Raw genomic sequence first — 18,813 nt, forward strand, 5'->3', positions numbered from 1 at the left:
GGCGCACTTTTCTGTTTAAATTACTAGCTAAGTGAGACGGTATTCATGAGTCAGTATCCAATGACAGCGCGCGGCGCTCAAATGCTGCGTGACGAATTAAATGAGCTAAAAACCAAAACACGCCCACGTATTATCGAGTCTATTGCCGAAGCACGTGAACATGGTGACTTAAAAGAAAATGCTGAGTATCACGCGGCCCGTGAGCAGCAAAGCTTCTGTGAAGGCCGCATTCAAGATATTGAAGGCAAGCTATCAAATGCACAGATTATCGACGTTACCAAAATGGAAAATACGGGTAAGGTTATTTTCGGTACTACCGTAACCATTCTAAACGTCGATACCGATGAAGAAACCACCTACCGTATTGTTGGTGATGACGAAGCTGATATTAAGAACAACTTGATTTCGGTTAATTCACCTATCGCTCGTGGTCTAATAGGCAAAGAGCTTGATGACATGGTAACGATTCAAACGCCAGCCGGCGCAGTTGAAGTTGAAATCATCGAAGTAGAATATATCTAACTACGCTAGCCAGCAGAGTCCTTCTGCTGGCTATATTTTCCGTCACAAAACTTCTGAATCCGATCATGGATTTGTAATCTGTTAAGCCAAAGCGTTTTTTAATTTTCTTGCCTGTGTATTGTTGTTTAATAAGCATTGATTGAACTCAACGGTTAGCCCAGTTCCTGCTGCGCTCGTACTTTAAGAATAAAATTAAGTGATGACGCTGTCCCGTTAGCTCACTTTTGCGTTTTCCTATCCCAAAATACATGCGATTTTTAGTATAAAAATCCAGCGCTTTTACAAAGAGGCCTATACTTAGCTCTGGAACCAGTTGTAGATGTATCGGTTTTATCACCTTTTCATTAATCCGTTGCTTCGAAAGAAGTGATGCATCTCGTACTGTTAACACAACCATCTTAGCTTTACGTGACCTTATTCGGGGGTTAGGCCAGTCGATAAGCACAAGCTCTCGATTATCAAACAATTTAGAAACGGCGTGCGCTGAAATGCTAGGTGACGCTGGGAGTACTCAGCAACTCACCACTAATATTGCATCGGCGGTTGAAGAGGTGGCGGTAACAAGCCGTGAGATTGCCAGTTCTTCGTTGGCAACGCTTAATGCGAGTCAAAGCCTAGATCGTTTAGCTGACCATTCGCTCTTAGCCAACGACAATATACGAAAGAGCATGGTAGTGCTTTCTGATGATATTCGAAATGTTCAATCTAATGCCGCTCAAATGGAAATGAAAGTCAGCGAAATAGGAAATATACTGGAAACTATCAATACCCTTTCCGACCAAACTAATCTTCTCGCACTTAATGCAGCAATTGAAGCTGCTAGAGCAGGGGAGCATGGCCGAGGCTTTGCCGTCGTTGCTGACGAAGTAAGAAAGCTTGCACAAAGTAGCAGGGAATCGTCAGATAAAATATCTACGCTGTTAGTGAGCCTAAAGGACGCCAGCGTAATTGTTGTCGATGATATCAACAAGAATGTTGTATCTATAGAAGCGTCAATGAATACAACTATTGAAGGGCGGCAAACTGCGGAAAAGGTGAAAGAAGCAGCGTGCGAGCTCGAGCTTATGGCGAATAATATGTCGTCTGCGGCCGCGCAACAGTCAGTGACCACGGAAGTGGTAGCTAAAGATGTAGTAGCGGTTGAGGACGCGGCGCGGCACGAACTTCACATTGGACAACAATTGTCTGAGCTGTCTGATGAAATGCAGCGCAACAACCAGTTACTGCAACGCACTATTGCGGGGTTTAGCGTAGATTAAGAACGGTAAATAGCTCGAGCTTAAAAAATTGTAGTCTCTGACTGGCGGGGCGCTCTACTTAAAATCATTGCTCAATCTACTTACACTAAGTATGATTTTTCCTTTTGTTTTCGAAAGGATGCATCATGGCTTATGATTTTGGTTCTCAGACGCTAGGGATAAAGAACCCATTTAAGACAGAAGGAGCGCTTAGAACACTAGGGGGTGTCTTAACGCTATTGTTAGCGGTTTACGTTGTTTTCACAGTACCGGCAATATTTGAAGCCAACAAGGTGAAAGGCTATACCTTGCTAGCGGTTGGTTTTGTTTTAGTAGTATCGGGAATACGCCATACGGCGGTTGGTATCCTTCAACTTATGCGCTTTTTTGTAGGTAGAACGGTTCCCACTTCACTGGCCTACAACTTCTCAAAATCTGAACAAGATGCTGCTCAGGCAGAGCAAAAATCCTTGCTTTACTCAAAAGAATCACTGCACTCTATGCTTATGGGAAGACGAAATACTACCTTTGAGGAGCCAAAAGGCTGGCTCGCTCGGCTAGTTCACAGCGTTTTTCCTAAGCTTGTTTTCTTACCTTACCCGCTACGCCATCTTGCCCAAGAAATTTTAGCCATGGGGGCGACACTTATCGTGGGCTTAGTTACCTACGCCATCGTCTATTTTTTAGTAAGTAATGGCTTTGCAGGTGAAGTCGCAAAAATTGTCGTTATGCCTGTTCTTTCTTTGATATTGCTTATCTATTTTGTTGCCAACTGGACCTCTACGGCAAAGGGCATCCATAACGAAGGAAACTCGCAACTTGCTAAAGCGGGAGGGTTGTCAATTGGTGTAATCATTGGATTAGCACTTGTCGTTCCTCTTGGTGCGGGTGTGTTTCTCGATGGTGTGGTGGGAAGTAATATCAATGAACTTAAAACCTGGTCTGAAGAACACGCTTTTTTTAGCGCTTGGCTGAACTTTGTATACCTTTTCATCAGTATCGGCGTGGTGATAGGTCTTGTATTTCCATTACTTAAAAAGCGCATGGATTTAGTGACACCACAAACTGAAGTCAGCGAATTTCGAGCAAACATGCAAGAGTCTGTTCATCCCAATGAGATTTTTATCAATATAGAAAACATCGTGCTTGCCAACCGTCGTTACAAGGAAGTCCCAAACAGAATATACGCAGACTTTGTTCCTAAGCTTAAAGAGCAGGCTGAAGGGAAGGGTAGTTTCGAAGGGGAATTACTGATAGAAACTCAGCCAACCCTCAGTGAGGGGTTGGCATTACCCGGAGGGGCTAAAGTAGCGCTGAGCGCCATTGCGCAAGTTGCCGTCGTTGTTGCCGCGGTATTGTTTTACTCATCTGGCGTACAGCTCGCTGAGCTACTACATCTGGTTATCAATATCGGTGTAGATAACAGCGCACTGTTGAACAATGCTTTTTCTATGGTCAATAATTTGCTCATGCTGATATTCGCTTGGCTTACTTTCAGAGCGGCAGGAAGTATTTTAAACAACGCGTCTCACATGTTTTGGGGCGAGCTGAACTTTAACTCTTTGCTTATGTACATGAAAACCGAAGGCACGTATACCGAGTCTAGAGTTTCAACAGGTATGGCAATTCACGATTCTACACGGTCTGAAAATGTCGTAGTTAGAAGCAGTATCACACCGTGGATCATTACTAGCCGAATTAACACTTCTATATTCGCCACTAGCGGTATGAACAATCTGGAAGCCCCGCGCTTTGTAATGGGAATGAACAAAAACGACGGAGAATTGAAGGAAATCGTCGACGAAATTAAAGCATTCTTACGCGGTAGAGAGACCATCGCTTCCATCACTAATGAATCAGACTTAGCCAATGCAAGTACCATTCATCAAGTTAATCAACAAACCCGAGCGTTTAATAAAAACCCTGACGATCGTCTAACACTTAAAGAGACGGAAGAAAGTGCAGGTTTTCTTCGAAACGAAAAAGACAGTGAGTGAGGAGTGAGGCATGGCTGATATTAAAACACTAGATACAAAAGTTGTGTACGAAAACAAATGGCTTCGCGTAAGAGAAGACAAAATACAACGCAGCAGTGGAAACGAAGGCATTTACGGGGTGGTGGAAAAGCCTGACTTCGCTATTATTTTGCCGATAGAAGGCGATACGGTTTACATGGTTGAGCAATATCGCTATACCATAAAAGAGCGCCAGCTTGAGTTGCCTCAAGGTGCATGGGAAAGTAACCCTGATGTCGACCCTGTTGAATTGGCGAAAGGTGAACTTAAAGAAGAGACAGGCTTAACTGCAGATTCAATGGAATATGTGGGTTTTCAATATTTAGCATACGGTTTTTGTAATCAGGGTTATCACATTTATGTAGCTAAAGGCCTCACCCAAGGCGCACAAAAACTCGATGTTGAGGAAGAAGACTTGCGCGTTGTTTCACTCTCCTTAAATGAATTAAAGGAGAAAATAAAGCGTGGAGAAATCAAGGACGCAAGCACCTGTAACGCAGTGGGGTTAGCCATGCTTAAGGGGATTATCTAAACACCCTGTTACAATTTGCTGACTGTTTTTTCCTTTCTGAGAAGCTAGGGTTTACAGTTTATAACTAAAAACCATTTATAAAGAGATATTTATGGCGTTCAAAGGAAGCTTTTCCATTACTCAATGGGACGAAGACACACTTAGTGAAAGATCGGAGGGAATTAAGGTATCTCACGCTAGTATTAAGCAGGTGTATTCTGGTGAAATGAGTGGCGAATCTAATGTCGAGTTTTTGATGTCTTATCAATCTCAGATGTCTGCCAAATTTACCGGGTTTGAAAGCTTCGTTGGCGTAGTAAACGGTATGCGCGGCACGGTTACTTTTCAGCATGCCGGTAAGTTTGAGAATGGAGTTGCAAGCAGCGAATTTATATCAATTGAAGGGTCTGCTACAGGTGAACTGACGGGAAAAAACCTTCGAGGTAACTTTAAGTCTGGTGAATCGGGTAAAGCTGATTACGCCATTGAAATCGACAACGCTTGATTAATGGGTAAGCGCCAACGAAAAGCGATTTTTTTAAGCCCAAAAAAAACGGCGCCGAAAGGCGCCGCTAAAAGTTGGGAAACAAACCAAGAAACTAACTATTAATTTTCAATTAAACGAGAACCAATCTCTATTTGACGAGGCTTCTTGGCTTCAGGAATGACTCGCTCCATATCGATGTGTAACAGACCGTTTTCCATATCTGCAGCTAGCACTTTTACATGGTCGCCAAGTTGGAATTTACGCTCAAAGTTACGCTCTGAAATGCCCTTGTGTAAGAACTTACGCTCTTTGCTTTCTTTATCGTCCGCTTCCGTTTTCTTCGTGCCCGTAATCGTCAACGTGTTTTCTTCAACCTGAATAGAAACGTCGTCTTTACTAAAGCCGGCAATAGCCATGGTTACACGATACTTGTCATCGCCAAGTAACTCTATGTTATACGGCGGGTAGGTACTTTGCTTCTCAGCACGAGATGCTGCATCAATTAATGACGCTAGGTGATCAGAACCAATGAATGAACGGTAAAGTGGAGATAGATCGATAGTACGCATAGTCATATCCTCAAAATTAAGCAATATGTTAAAAGTTTAAATGCCCCGACTCTGCGGCGGCGGTTTTGTCGACCTGACCTTTCAGCGCCGACAAAACATATATAGGAATGGCCCAAATACTTTTCAAGAAAGAAAATGCATATTTTTTCCAAAAAACTTGGATTTAATTTTAAGTGTATGTATTTATTGGTTTTATTTGTTTCTTTTTTTACGGCATGAAATGAATCGCGTGCTTTTCAATAAATATTGAGAAAAAAACTCACATACAATAAGTGTATGCGATGTTTTTTATAAAACATTTAGCAATTGTTTAACCAATCCGGTTGTTTATAAATGCTACAATTTGGTTAAGCAAAATGTCTTACCACTTTTATTTGTAAATTTAAAAAATGAAGAAAGAAGTTATAGTTTTAAATTGCGGCAGTTCGTCCGTAAAGTTCGCGATAATTGACGCTGACACTGGAGAGGCTGGACTGTCTGGTATTGCTGAAGCACTAGGTAATAGTGATGCTAGTTTGTCTTACAAGTTAAACGGCAAAAAAGAAAAACGCGCACTACCTGAAAAAGCTGGCCATACCGAAGCGTTAAGCGCAATTTCAGAAGTTATCGCTAGTACGGGCGTTAAGCCTATCGCAATAGGGCATCGTGTTGTTCATGGTGGTGAAAAGTTTAAGCAGGCTGCACTTGTCGATGATAGCGTACTAAAAGCAATTGAAGATTATGCAAGCATGGCTCCGCTTCATAATATGGCGAACCTAAAGGGGATCGTCACGGCGCAAGAGGCTTACCCTGACCTGCCTCACGTAGTCGTATTTGATACTTCTTTCTTTCAAACCTTACCCCAAAAAGCCTTTATTTATGCTTTACCCATGTCGCTTTATCGCGAGCACGGCATAAGACGCTACGGATTCCATGGAACCAGTCACAAGTTCATACTTGATAGCATGGCAAAAATTCTTGAGAAGCCGGTTTCAGATACCAGCATTATCAGTGCCCACCTAGGCAATGGCTGCAGTGTGTCGGCTATAGAAAAAGGTGTGGCGGTAGACACGAGCCTTGGCTTTATTCCTCTTGAAGGCTTAGTTATGGGCACTCGCTGTGGCGACTTAGATCCGAGTCTACCGGGAACGCTGCAGAAGAAGCTTGGCAAAACCGCAGATGAGATAAGTGATTTACTGAACAAACAGTCTGGATTACTTGGTATCTCAGAGCTGAGTAACGACTGTCGAACCCTTGAAGATGCGGCGCTTGAAGGTCACGAAGGTGCATTATTGGCCATTGAAATTTTTTGCTATCGCTTAGCTAAATACATCGCGGGTTATATGGTAGCCGTACCCACGTTAGACGCTATTGTATTTACAGGCGGAATAGGGGAGAACTCATCGCTTATTCGTGAGACAACTATGGGGTATTTCGCCCACTTTGGAATTAGCTTAGATGAGCAAAGAAATACCGACGCGCGATTTGGTCAAGGTGGAAAGATTACCGCTGATACCGCATCAACGGCAGTTTATGTTGTGCCTACAAATGAAGAATGGGTGATAGCCGCAGAAGCTGCAACCTTCGCGTAAATTATATAAGCAACGCCAACGCGTTAGCAAAAGCAGGAGTAACTATGTCTCGCAGAATTATGTTGATCCCCGTAGGCACAAGTGTGGGCCTAACTACGGTCAGCATGGGCCTTGTTCGTGCTATCGAGGAACAAGGCATAAAGCTCAATTTCTTTAAGCCCGTTGCACAGCCACGCAAAGGCGATAACGGCGAAGAGCGCTCTACAGCAATTATTGCGCACCATGCCAGTGTGTCGCCCATCACGCCTTTCGAGCTTGAATACGTAGAGCGAATGATCAGTAACGACAGCACCGATGAGCTCTTAGAGGAGATCATCGAGCGGTTTGAAGAAAGCAGTGTTCAAGAGGCTGTTACTGTTATTGAAGGATTGGTGACAACTCGCCATCATCCTTATGCAGAGCGCCTGAATTTAGAAATTAGTCGGGCACTTGATGCCGACATCGTTTTCGTGGCTGTGCCGGGAAATGAGTCGACCACAGATATCAATCATCGCCTCGAAATCGTTGTAGACACCTATGGCGGTCACAAAAGTCAAAAAGTAGTGGGCTGTATCTTCAACAAGGTTAACGCGCCTTTTGATGAACATGGTCGCTTACGCGCTGATATTGGCGCAATAGAAGCCCCTGAGCACGACGAAGAGCGAACCCAAGCGTTACGTGATTTGCCTATTTTCAAAAAGGGCTTGAGTCTACTTGGCACAATTGACTGGAGCGCTGATTTAGTATCTCCTCGCGCCACCGACGTAGCGAAGCATCTTAACGCTAGCTTGTTAAACGAAGGCGAACTGGCTGAGCGGCGTTTAAGTAGTGTCACGTTTTGCGCGCGAGAAATTCACAACATGACGCACACCTTAAAGCCGGGGGCGCTACTTGTAATGTCGGGTGATCGCGGCGATGTTTTTGTGTCGTGCTGTTTAGCTGCATTAAACGGCACAAAGCTAGGCGCGCTCTTGCTTACTGGCGGCTATCAGCCGGATGAAAACATTATGGCGTTGTGTAGCCAGGCCATGGAAACGGGCTTACCGGTTATGCTGGTAAACTCCAATACGTGGCAAACAGCACAAGCACTTCACGCTTTTAATCAGGAAGTACCTGTAGATGACAGTAAACGCATTGAAAAGGTGATGGTTCACACTGCGGAAAGTTTAGATGCAAGTTGGGTAAATTCACTTACCCAAAAAGTGTCGCGCCAGAAAAAACTCTCTCCATCAGCGTTTCGTTTTTACCTAACAAACCGTGCAAGGCAGGTAAATAAACGCATTGTGCTTCCTGAAGGAAACGAGCCAAGAACCGTGGTGGCGGCCTCTATTTGTGCCAAGCGGGGTCTTGCTCGTCCTGTATTGCTAGGCGATGAAACTGAGATTAGGCGGGTAGCAGAACAGCAAGGTGTTGTACTGAGCGAAGGCGTTGAGATTCTCTCGCCGTCGGCCATTAAAAAAGACTATGTTGAGAGCTTAGTGGCGCTACGCGGCCATAAAGGTGTGACGGAAGTGGTTGCCCAAGAGTTGTTAGAAGATAACGTAACTCTGGGCACGATGATGCTTCAGCAAGATGACGTGGATGGATTAGTGTCAGGTGCAGTAAATACAACTGCGAACACTATTCGCCCAGCGCTCCAGTTAATAAAGACCGCTGAAAACGCGTCTTTGGTGTCGTCAGTATTTTTTATGCTGTTGCCTGACCAAGTTTTGGTTTACGGCGACTGTGCAATTAACCCAGATCCCAACGCTCAACAGCTCGCTGATATTGCTATTCAATCTGCGGAATCTGCACAAATGTTTGGCATTGAACCGCGGGTTGCGATGATTAGCTACAGCACTGGTTCGTCAGGTGCAGGAAGCGATGTAGAAAAGGTGAGAGAAGCGACCAAAATTGCGCAAAGCCTTCGCCCTGATTTACTTATTGATGGTCCACTTCAATACGATGCAGCGGCTATCGAAAGTGTGGGCAAGAGCAAGGCACCAAATAGCCCTGTTGCTGGTAAGGCAAACGTGTTTGTTTTTCCTGACCTCAATACCGGAAATACCACTTACAAAGCGGTACAGCGTAGCTTCGATCTAGTGTGTATTGGCCCAATGCTGCAAGGCATGCGAAAGCCCGTTAACGATTTAAGTCGCGGTGCATTGGTTGACGATATTGTATTTACCATAGCACTTACTGCTATTCAGGCGGCAGGTAACGTTTAACGTTCTATTTAACAGATTAGACTACCTATCTGTTGTAAGGTAGTTGCTGCTAACAAAAACGGCGCTACTTCATTTGAAGTAAGCGCCTTTTTTTGCGCTTTTGGTTGTATTTTACTCACCCATCAGCTTGTCATTTTTGAGGGGGATACTGTTATTATTTGTATCTCTGGCATTTATGATTACAAAAGCCTCATTGATAAAATCTAAAGTAATCTTGATCCTTCCGTTTTGATTTCCATTTTTTAGTGCTTCTGGAGATGTGTAAAAGATTGCGTTTAAGTCCAGGTCTAAATCTTTACCATTTGGTAATTCAACGGCTTGTAGAGATGAGTCCAAAATCGCTAAAACATCTTTTTTCGCTCCACCAATAAACCAGTCATATACATCGTTTCGTTGGTAGCTAGCTGACAAAAATTCGTAGGGAGAACCTTTGACCAAAATGACGCCCTTAGAGACATAGCCAGATTTATTGTCGAAAGTATTAAGAGAATATTGTGGGTGAGTCGGAGATATTATGTGTGTTTTACTATCTAAAGATGAGTCGTATAGCTGGTTAGAAAAGTTAGCGATATAGGCACCGAGTGCATCTCTGAAGCGAAAGTAGAGATCTATGTCGCGTTGTTCACTAGTTGAAAAACTAACAGGGGTGGAGTTTGTAACTGGTTCTCCATCGCCATCAATTTCTAAACTAGTGCGAAATTTATGTGCGGTCGCATTCCTGAAGTTTACAACGGCTATATTGCTTGAGCCGACTCTTTTCTGGCTCAGTTCTGCTGCCCGTTTCATACCGTCATAGGTACATCCATTACATGGGGTAAGTTTAATAGTAGCACTGGCTTCATAGCTGACGAGTGTTGCCGCAATAACTACAATTACTGTAAATAATATAGCCTTAAGATTCATAGCGTCTCCTTCAATTCCTTGGATAGACGAATTCTTTGAGGTTAAAACGATTCTTTCGCGAAATTAGTATCGCAAGCTCGCTTCTACTGGTTTTTAAAGTAATACAAGTTGGATAGGTCCTACATTGGCATAGCATAAACATTGTTTCAACCCGCTGCTATTGAGCAATCAGCGCTGCCTGCGTTTAATTAAGACCGCGCAAACAAACAGCAGAATAACAATAAACCAAACACCTAGCTCTTGAAGATGGTAATACGGTGTAAACCCTCTGGTTGCGACAACTGGCGCCGAAATATTACCTGCCATGAATTGAGGTAGCCGAGCAGTTATTTCGCCTCTGTGGTCTATAAAAGCCGTAATGCCATTATTTGTCGCTCTAACGACAGGGCGGCCTAACTCAAGGGCGCGCATTTGCGCTATCTGCAAATGCTGAGCAGGCCCATGTGAGTGACCAAACCACGCATCATTACTCACGGTTATGATCATGTCGGTATTTTCAAATACATTTGCCATCACTTGATGAGGAAACGCAATTTCAAAACAGATAGCGGGGGCTAGGTGAATGCCGTTAGCTTCAAGGTTTGCCTGTTGATAGTCACCTCGAGAGAATGATGACATAGGTAAATCGAATAGGGGAGCGAGCGGGCGAAGCCAGTCTTCAAAAGGTACGAATTCGCCTACGGGCAATAGATGATGTTTCGAAAATCGGTTGTTGTGGAAATATTGATAGTCGGGATAAGCGGCATCTGGCGTACGTTTACCTAGCACAATTAGGTTGTTCCACGCTTCATCAGTTTCCCAGTTGTAATTAACAATACCCGTAATAAGTGCCGTGTTCTCTTGAAAGGCTCTTTCGTTAACTTTAGCAAGATAAGGTTGGGCTAATGGTTCTAACTTAGGGACCGCGGCTTCAGGCCAAATGATGAGGTCGTTATCCCATAAGCTTTCAGTTAATTTCCAGTAGGTGTCCATGGTTGGACCATCTTGCTCTGGCACCCATCGCAGACTTTGCGCGATGTTGCCTTGAGCCATGCCTACTGAGTAGGTTTTTTGGGGGGCAACCCAAGTATGTTGTTTAAGAAGGTAGCCACTGGTAAATAAGCACAGTGCCACTAGCACTGCGTTGGCGAAAGTTCGCTTATTGTGTATCAACGCAAATAGCGTAGCGCTGATAACGATAAGCGCGCTTATTCCCGTTTCTCCGATGATTGGCGCAAAGCCTGAAAGAGGGCTCTCTAATTGACTATACCCTAAAGATAACCATGGAAAGCCGGTTAGCATCCAGCTTCGTAACCACTCAGCCGCAACCCAGAAAAGAGGTAACGCCATTGGCCACAAGTGGGGAGAGAAGTACTTGGCGGTTAACTTGGTGGCAAGCGCAGGATAAAGCGATAAGTAACCACATAGCAACGCCATAATGCCAATAGATGCCGCAATGGGAAGCCCGCCAAAGTCGGCAATACTCACATGAACCCAGCTTATACCCGCTCCAAACCATCCCGCACCGAACAGCCATCCGGCTAATAATGGACGATGTTTGAGCTTTATCACCTGACGTATAGCAAGTGCAAGCGCAGGAATAGTTAAAAGCCACATGTTAAAGGGAGCGAAAGCAAGGGTTAAGCTTGCACCACTTAGTAAAAGAAGAAGGTGGGGAGTAAACCGTTTCAGCATAGGAGTCATCTGATCGTGGTTAATAGAGTTGTTACGTCAACATAGGGTGAGCACGCATAAAATCATGCTGCCCTATGCTGAAACAGGCGTAGTTTGCGTTACTTCACTATTCGAGCGAAGGCACTGAAACCTTAAGTTGGATAAGTCGGCGCTTATCAGAGTTAGTCACTTTAAATTGAATGTCGCCAATGGTGATTTCGTCATTGGTTTCAGGCATATGACCAAACGCTTTCAGCACAATACCGCCAATAGTGTCGGCTTCTTCTTCGCTAAACTTGGTTTCAAAAAACTCGTTAAAATCGTCAACCGGCGTTAAGGCTTTAACAGAGTATGTTGATTTATTTAACGGGCGAATATCATCGGTACCATCTTCTTCCGTATCGTATTCGTCTTCAATTTCACCCACGATAATTTCAAGGATATCTTCAATCGTGACTAGACCAGACACACCGCCATATTCGTCTACAACAATGGCCATGTGGTAGCGTTGCTGACGGAACTCTTTAAGCAGAACGTCCACGCGTTTGCTTTCTGGAACAATAACCGCTGGGCGAAGAATATCGCGAAGGTTAAATTCTTTTTCCGCGTTAAATGCAAAAGCCAAAAGATCTTTTGCTAACAGGATACCTTCGATGTGGTCTTTATCTTCGCTGATAACGGGGAAACGGGAGTGAGCAGATTCAAGCATTACAGGTAAAAACTCTTCTACCTTTTGCTCTACATCGATGGTGGTCATTTGAGCGCGAGGGATCATGATATCCCTTACTCGCATTTCATTTACCCCAATAACCCCTTCAATCATTTCGCGGGTTTGTGGGTCTATGATTTCGTTCTGTTCAGCATCAGTAATAACCGATACTAACTCTTCTTTACTTCTCGGCTCGCCAGAAATTGAATTTTTTAGTTTATCTAACCAACTCTTGCCTGATGAGCCGTTGGTAGAGTGAGGATTATCGTCGCTCATAATGTCCGTTTAATTGTTAGTTCAACGCCAACGTTAAAATGGTTCTCGCTGGTCGTCAATGTTTTATTGTTATTAAGTGTTAAAGTACTTAACTAACAATGGTTTATATTGAATTGTTAATCAATAGATTCGTAAGGATTAGCAATGCCAAGGTGCGCAAGAATATCAATTTCCTTGCTTTCCATTTCCTCAGCTTCCGCATCGTCCATATGGTCGTAACCCATTAAATGCAATAGCCCGTGAACAGTCATGTGCGCGTAGTGGTTGCTTACGTCTTTATGCTGTTCTTCGGCTTCTCGACTAATAACGGGGGCACAAATAACCAGGTCGCCTAAAAGGTTTATTTCTATACCTGGAGGCGCTTCAAACGGAAAAGATAAAACATTTGTGGGTTTATCTTTTCCTCGGTATTCATAGTTAAGGCTTTGACTTTCGGCTTCGTCAGTAAAGCGAATGGTCACTTCTTGCTCAGCTAACCCTTCGTAATTGAGCACGGCGTTAGCCCAAAGCTCAAGTTCCGAAGGTGAGGGAATGGCCGACAAAATGGCCTCGTCACCTTCAAACGCTTGCTGTACATCAATAATGGCACTCACGATGCGTTGTCGTCTTTCGTTTGCGTGGCATTATCGTCTTGAGAAGCCTGTTCACGTTGAAGTCGCAACGCTTCTTCTTTACGTGCTTTGCGAAGACGCTCTTGTTCAGCATCGTGCACTTCATAGGCTCTTACGATGCGCGCAACCACAGGGTGGCGGACCACGTCTTCAGCGTTAAAGAAGTTAAATGAAATGTCATCCACTTCACTTAACACTTCAATAGCATGACGAAGACCTGATTTTGCACCGCGAGGTAAGTCTACCTGCGTGATGTCTCCGGTGATCACCGCTTTTGAATTGAAGCCAATACGGGTTAAGAACATTTTCATTTGCTCTACCGTGGTGTTTTGACTTTCATCCAGGATAATAAAGGCATCGTTCAGCGTTCGACCGCGCATATAGGCCAGCGGTGCAACCTCAATCACGTTGCGCTCCATAAGCTTTTCTACTTTCTCGAAGCCCAACATTTCAAATAGGGCGTCGTAAAGCGGACGAAGGTACGGGTCAACTTTTTGTGAAAGGTCGCCGGGCAAGAAACCGAGCTTTTCACCCGCTTCTACCGCCGGGCGGGTAAGCAAGATGCGGCGAATTTCTTGTCGCTCAAGCGCGTCCACAGCAGCAGCGACGGCTAGGTAGGTTTTACCCGTACCAGCAGGTCCAATACCAAAAGTAATATCGTGGTTTACAATGTTCGCCACATATTGCGCTTGGTTAGGGTTACGCGGCTTAATCACACCGCGCTTGGTCTTAATATTCACTTCTTTGCCGTAGCCGCCTGTTGCGTCTTTTTCAATAACACGGGCTTCTTGAATGGCAAGATGAACTTGTTCCGCTTCTAGCTCGGGAATACGGCCCTTAATAGGCTGAGTTTCTATATAAAGAAGCTTAAGTAATTCGCTGGCACTTTTTATTTGCTGCGGTTCACCCAACACCTTGAATGCGTTATTGCGGTAGGTAATCTCTACGCCTAACCTGCGCTCAATTTGTTTAATGTTGTCATCAAAGGGGCCACATAAACTCGACAAACGTTTGCTATCTGCCGGTTCTAATTCAAATTCGTTACTAACCAATGTACTCAAGCTACTTTTTTCCTCGCTATAAAATGTATTTAGGCTGGGTTAAATTGACCCACGCCAAGCTCATCGGGCAAATCTGCCTGATGCTTTGCCATGATAGATTGGGGCGAAACGGCAACACGCAAGCCCATTTCGCTCTCTCTGCGCACAACTTCACCACGTAATGAGTTAGTGAATACGTCAGTGATGTTTACATCAACGAATTCGCCAATCATGTCTGGTGTGCCTTCGAAGTTCACTACACGGTTATTTTCAGTACGTCCCGAAAGCTCCATTGGGTTTTTCTTCGACGGACCTTCAACCAAGATTCGCTGCTCTGTGCCAACCATGTGACGAGCAATACGAAGGGCCTGTTGCGTAATACGCTGCTGTAGTAGGTGAAGACGTTGCTTCTTAGTTTCTTCACTTACGTCATCTACTGCGTCGGCAGCAGGCGTACCCGGGCGAGCACTGTAAATAAAGCTGAAGCTAAGGTCGTAATCGACTGCCTGAATCAAATCCATGGTGGCTTCAAAGTCGGCATCTGTTTCACCTGGGAAACCAATAATGAAGTCGCTCGACAAGCTAATGTTCGGGCGAATTTTCTTCAGCTTACGCATTTTAGACTTGTATTCGATTGCTGTATGACCACGCTTCATCAAGTTCAATATACGGTCAGAGCCGCTTTGAACAGGCAAGTGTAGGTGGTCTACTAACTCCGGAATAGAAGCGTATGCCTCTATAATGTCATCTGTAAATTCAACCGGGTGTGACGTGGTGTAACGAATTCTGTCGATACCGTCGATGGCCGCTACCAATTCAAGCAGCTCAGAGAAACGACAAATTGTACCGTCGTAATTTTCACCGCGATACGCGTTAACGTTTTGACCTAGAAGATTGACTTCACGCACGCCTTGACCTGCAAGCTGAGCGATTTCAAGCAACACGTCGTCAACAGGACGGCTTACTTCTTCACCGCGGGTGTAAGGCACAACACAGAATGTGCAGTATTTTGAACAGCCTTCCATGATTGAAACGAACGCCGTTGGACCTTCAGCACGTGGCTCAGGCAAACGGTCAAATTTTTCAATTTCCGGGAAGCTAACGTCAATGACTGACTTTGCGCCGCCCTGAAGCTGATTGATCATTTCAGGCAAGCGGTGCAGTGTTTGTGGACCAAATACTAAGTCTACGAAAGGCGCGCGTTGACGAATAGTATCGCCCTCTTGAGAGGCTACACAGCCGCCCACACCGATAATAAGTTCAGGTTTATCTTGCTTAAGTGTTTTCCAACGTCCCAGCTGGTGGAACACCTTTTCCTGTGCTTTTTCACGAATTGAGCATGTGTTAAGCAAAATAACATCGGCTTCTTCAGCACTTTCTGCAGCACTGTAGCCATGCGTTGAGTCTAGTAAGTCTGCCATTTTCTCCGAGTCGTACTCGTTCATTTGGCAGCCCCAGGTTTTGATATACAGCTTTTTAGTCATAACAACTATTCGATAACCTGTTAGTGTTCCTGTAAGTGAGAGCAGTTTCACCGTTGTTTAGAAAAGGTGGCTGCCAGAATGTTATTTTACGTGAGGCGCTTAAATCACCACGTAAAAATCACTGATAATGTCAGTTACAGGAAGATGTTCAAAATAGCCGCATATTTTACCTGTTATGCAAGCATATTCCCAGTATCTTGAGACGATTCGTTAAGAATTGATCTAGGGCAAGCCAGTTCTACGTTTTACTTCACAGCGCTTTGTGTTTTAAGACATAATGCAAGTGCGTGTTTTAAGGAGAGTAAATGGTCGATTTTTGTATAAATGGCGGCGGTATGGTAGGTGCTGCACTTGCGTTGGGACTTGCTCAGCAGCAGTTTAAGGTAGCAGTGATAGAGCCGTATCTACCAGCACCTTTTAACGCTGAGACGGGGCCTGACTTAAGGGTTTCAGCCATCAGCGAAGCATCGGTAACGCTGTTAAAAGCCCTTGGTGCTTGGGAGCACATAGCCGCCATGCGTGTTAAACCTTACACAGGCCTTAGCGTGTGGGACGACCCAGCCCATCGAACAGACTTTACCGCACAAAGTATCGACATGCCCCAGCTAGGCTTTTTTGTGGAAAACCGATTGTTGCAGCTGGGGTGCCACCACGCATTAAAGCAGTTTGACAATGTTGAGCTCATTACCGGACAAACGGTGCAAGATATTCAATTAACGAATACGGCTAAGGTCAGCCTTTCGAATGGCAGAACCATTGAAGCGAGCTGGCTTGTTGGCGCAGATGGTGCAAACTCTCAGGTAAGAAAGGCGGCGGGCATTGGCACCACAGGTTGGCAATATGCGCAGCAGGCGATGGGGATCACTATAAAGATGGAGAACGCCGTTGAACCTGTAACCTGGCAGCAGTTTACATCGAGTGGCCCTAAAGCCTTTTTACCTATGTTTGATAACTTCGCTTCGCTGGTTTGGTATGACTCGCCTGACGAACTCAAACGGATTAAAAGTTTAAAAGCGAGCCAACTTGAAAGTGAAATTCTTAAAACGTTTCCAGACGAATTAACCAGAAATGGCAATAGCTTTTCAGTTATTGATAAAGCGATTTTTCCGCTTACCCGTTCTCATGCCAATCACTATGTGAAAGGCTGTTGTGCGTTAGTTGGTGATGCAGCACACACTATTAATCCGCTTGCCGGACAGGGTGTTAATTTAGGTTTTAAAGATGTAGAAACCTTTCTTTCTGTGTGTGCTGAATTCAAGCCATTCGGTAGCGACAACGCATTGTCGCTAACCGATAAAGTATTTTCTCAAAGGCTTATCAGCAATTATGAAAAGCCACGAAAGCGAGATAATTTGGTGATGATGACGGCAATGGATGGGTTTTATACCTTGTTTAGCAATGACGTTGCCCCCATAAAATGGATAAGAAACCAGCTTCTTTCTGTGGCGCAGCGCATAGAGCCTGCTAAACAAGAAGTGCTCAAATATGCGATAGGGTTACGATAATGGAAGTGTTAATTTTACTGGCGGTGTTATTTGGTGCGCTAGCATTGATTATACCGCTAATAGAACGCTCTAAAATGCGAATCAGTAATGAGGATGCTGCGAAATGGGCTAAGTGGATTTGGCCCTTAATGGGGATTTTGCTTATCGCCCAGTTGTTGCGGTTACTGTTCTCTTAGCTGCTGCTTAGGTTTAAAAAGTCACAAAATCTAGCCACTTGCCGAACTCAAATCAATTCACTTTTTCAAAGGTTCAATGGAATGACCGTACAATTTTCGCAAGGGTTCTCCAATCAATGTCCGTGGGTTAATCTAAAAGGCTATAGCCTTTATTATATTTGGCAAGGGCATCCAGCAGACGAAGGCGAAAAACACTTTTATCAGTTGAAGAGTAAACCTGACCCTGAAAAGGTTGAGGTGATGTCTGCCTGCTGGGATGGCTATGCAGGCAGTTACCAGTTAAGTGCTGAAGGAAGCCTTATTCTCACTCGGTTTCATTACTTCCTCCCCAACGGGTTAGGGGAGTCCGATGCCTTACTTGAGGAGTTACACGGCGACTTTTACTTAGAATTTAGAACCCACTTTGAAGGCGATCAGCTATATGTACCGTTTGCTGATGGTAGAGTGACTGTTGACCAGGAACAGTGGGTTGAGGTAAAGCGAGCCTACGTTAATGTGAAAACGGACAAAAATGGTTTTTCCACTTGGATTAAACGGTTCATTCCGGACCGCTTGTTTAAGTAAATCAGGGCTCATCCAACTGGTTTCACGGCAATTTTCATGAAATGCACTGCGTCAGTTTTTGTAAGCCTTCATCTACATTAATGTGTTTGTTGTGGCCATTGTCCTTTCAAATCGATAATGACTTTGTCTATCATCTTAATAGTTGTTTGATTATCGTCTTGCAGTAAGGCAAACGCTCGTAAGCCAACGAACTGATTTTGAAGCCACTCTGCGGCTGTTGACGTTGGCGTATGTTCAGGCAGCTCACCTTTTTCGATACAGGCTTCAATAATATTTCTAAAACCAGCCTTAAGGGTTTGCATGCTCTCAAGTACAGCTTTTTTGGCAATATCACCAATGAGTTCTAATTCTGCAATAGACTTAACCAACAAGCACTGGCGCATGTAGCGTTGCTCGTCGGGGCCAGTTAATGCTGTTTCAAAAAAGTGGTAAAGAGCATCTAAAGGTGATTGAGCTTCTGTGACTTGCTTTAAACGTTTTGCACTGTTGTCTGCATAATGCTCAACAACAAGTTTGAATAAACCTTCTTTGCTTTGAAAACGCGCATAAATACTACCCGGACGCATATCCAATGCCTGCTGAATATCACGCATGCCAGCCGCCTGAAAGCCTCGTTGCCAAAAAAGCGTAGTGGCTTTTTCTATAATCTCATCGTGGTCATATTTCATCGCTGCATACCTTATACGTGAATATTTTGAACATATGTTCAATTATCGCTTGAACGATCGTTCAAGTAAACCTATTATTATTGGCATACGAGTTGTGAGTAGCGCAAAGCGTTGCTTGCAGTTTT

18 protein-coding genes are annotated in these 18,813 nt (G+C 44.3%); 10 read left to right on the forward strand and 8 right to left on the reverse strand.

All coding sequences use genetic code 11. From position 1 onward, the window contains the following. Positions 1–45 precede the first annotated feature (45 nt). The 5 genes from greA (at position 46) to AWH61_RS04370 (ending at position 4,791) form a co-directional block, all read left to right on the forward strand. Positions 46–522 carry a transcription elongation factor GreA gene (greA, locus tag AWH61_RS04345; RefSeq protein WP_014948981.1) on the forward strand — a complete coding sequence of 159 codons (477 nt, stop codon included), beginning with the start codon at positions 46–48 and terminating at the stop codon, positions 520–522. Positions 523–1,010: 488 nt separating this feature from the next. After that, positions 1,011–1,781 carry a methyl-accepting chemotaxis protein gene (locus tag AWH61_RS04355; RefSeq protein WP_075176288.1) on the forward strand — a complete coding sequence of 257 codons (771 nt, stop codon included), beginning with the start codon at positions 1,011–1,013 and terminating at the stop codon, positions 1,779–1,781. Positions 1,782–1,906: 125 nt separating this feature from the next. After that, on the forward strand, positions 1,907–3,757 hold the full coding sequence (locus AWH61_RS04360) for a hypothetical protein (protein ID WP_075176289.1): 1,851 nt from the start codon (positions 1,907–1,909) through the stop codon (positions 3,755–3,757). Between the two features lie 10 nt (positions 3,758–3,767). Continuing rightward, positions 3,768–4,307 carry an NUDIX domain-containing protein gene (locus tag AWH61_RS04365; protein ID WP_014976126.1) on the forward strand — a complete coding sequence of 180 codons (540 nt, stop codon included), beginning with the start codon at positions 3,768–3,770 and terminating at the stop codon, positions 4,305–4,307. A 91-nt stretch (positions 4,308–4,398) separates the two neighbouring features. Further along, entirely contained in the window at positions 4,399–4,791 is a 393-nt protein-coding gene (locus tag AWH61_RS04370; RefSeq protein WP_075176290.1) for a DUF3224 domain-containing protein, read from the forward strand. Positions 4,792–4,892: 101 nt separating this feature from the next. Here the strand turns inward: AWH61_RS04370 and AWH61_RS04375 are convergent, their stop codons facing one another. Continuing rightward, on the reverse strand, positions 4,893–5,342 hold the full coding sequence (locus AWH61_RS04375; RefSeq protein ID WP_014976128.1) for an Hsp20 family protein: 450 nt from the start codon (positions 5,340–5,342) through the stop codon (positions 4,893–4,895). A 389-nt stretch (positions 5,343–5,731) separates the two neighbouring features. Between AWH61_RS04375 and AWH61_RS04380 the strand changes: the two genes are divergently transcribed. Both AWH61_RS04380 and pta read left to right on the forward strand, forming a co-directional pair. Further along, a complete protein-coding gene (locus tag AWH61_RS04380) occupies positions 5,732–6,913 on the forward strand; it encodes an acetate kinase (protein ID WP_014948987.1) in 1,182 nt (393 codons plus the stop codon). 44 nt (positions 6,914–6,957) lie between these two features. After that, entirely contained in the window at positions 6,958–9,099 is a 2,142-nt protein-coding gene (gene pta / locus AWH61_RS04385) for a phosphate acetyltransferase (RefSeq protein ID WP_075176291.1), read from the forward strand. A 111-nt stretch (positions 9,100–9,210) separates the two neighbouring features. Here the strand turns inward: pta and AWH61_RS04390 are convergent, their stop codons facing one another. From AWH61_RS04390 to miaB, 6 genes are all read right to left on the reverse strand, one after another. Beyond that, the gene (locus AWH61_RS04390) at positions 9,211–10,002 is read right to left on the reverse strand and encodes a hypothetical protein (RefSeq protein WP_075176292.1); all 792 of its coding nucleotides are present in this window, start codon (positions 10,000–10,002) and stop codon (positions 9,211–9,213) included. 168 nt (positions 10,003–10,170) lie between these two features. Further along, a complete protein-coding gene (lnt, locus tag AWH61_RS04395) occupies positions 10,171–11,676 on the reverse strand; it encodes an apolipoprotein N-acyltransferase (protein WP_075176293.1) in 1,506 nt (501 codons plus the stop codon). Positions 11,677–11,782: 106 nt separating this feature from the next. Further along, a complete protein-coding gene (gene corC, locus AWH61_RS04400) occupies positions 11,783–12,640 on the reverse strand; it encodes a CNNM family magnesium/cobalt transport protein CorC (RefSeq protein ID WP_014948991.1) in 858 nt (285 codons plus the stop codon). A gap of 116 nt (positions 12,641–12,756) precedes the next feature. Next, positions 12,757–13,233, reverse strand: coding sequence for an rRNA maturation RNase YbeY (ybeY, locus tag AWH61_RS04405; RefSeq protein ID WP_075176294.1), 477 nt, complete (start codon positions 13,231–13,233; stop codon positions 12,757–12,759). Then, complete coding sequence (locus AWH61_RS04410; protein WP_039216249.1) at positions 13,230–14,312, reverse strand: PhoH family protein; 1,083 nt, start codon at positions 14,310–14,312, stop codon at positions 13,230–13,232. Before AWH61_RS04410 ends, ybeY begins: the two co-directional genes overlap by 4 nt. Before the next feature lie 29 nt (positions 14,313–14,341). Further along, positions 14,342–15,775, reverse strand: a complete 1,434-nt coding sequence (miaB, locus tag AWH61_RS04415) for a tRNA (N6-isopentenyl adenosine(37)-C2)-methylthiotransferase MiaB (RefSeq protein ID WP_014948994.1) — start codon at positions 15,773–15,775, stop codon at positions 14,342–14,344. A 305-nt stretch (positions 15,776–16,080) separates the two neighbouring features. On the opposite strand from miaB, the gene AWH61_RS04420 reads away from it, so the two are divergent. The 3 genes from AWH61_RS04420 to AWH61_RS04425 all read left to right on the forward strand — a co-directional run bounded on the left by AWH61_RS04420 (position 16,081) and on the right by AWH61_RS04425 (position 18,020). Beyond that, positions 16,081–17,280 carry an FAD-dependent monooxygenase gene (locus tag AWH61_RS04420; protein ID WP_075176295.1) on the forward strand — a complete coding sequence of 400 codons (1,200 nt, stop codon included), beginning with the start codon at positions 16,081–16,083 and terminating at the stop codon, positions 17,278–17,280. Then, positions 17,280–17,456, forward strand: a complete 177-nt coding sequence (locus AWH61_RS20090) for a hypothetical protein (protein ID WP_014948996.1) — start codon at positions 17,280–17,282, stop codon at positions 17,454–17,456. Before AWH61_RS04420 ends, AWH61_RS20090 begins: the two co-directional genes overlap by 1 nt. An 81-nt stretch (positions 17,457–17,537) precedes the next feature. Then, positions 17,538–18,020, forward strand: coding sequence for a hypothetical protein (locus tag AWH61_RS04425; RefSeq protein ID WP_075176296.1), 483 nt, complete (start codon positions 17,538–17,540; stop codon positions 18,018–18,020). A gap of 77 nt (positions 18,021–18,097) precedes the next feature. Here AWH61_RS04425 and AWH61_RS04430 read toward each other — a convergent pair whose 3' ends face one another. Then, positions 18,098–18,688, reverse strand: coding sequence for a TetR/AcrR family transcriptional regulator (locus tag AWH61_RS04430; protein WP_014976138.1), 591 nt, complete (start codon positions 18,686–18,688; stop codon positions 18,098–18,100). Positions 18,689–18,813: the final 125 nt, after the last annotated feature.

The organism is Alteromonas sp. W12 (assembly GCF_001924945.1).
In the GTDB taxonomy this organism is placed as follows: domain Bacteria; phylum Pseudomonadota; class Gammaproteobacteria; order Enterobacterales; family Alteromonadaceae; genus Alteromonas; species Alteromonas macleodii.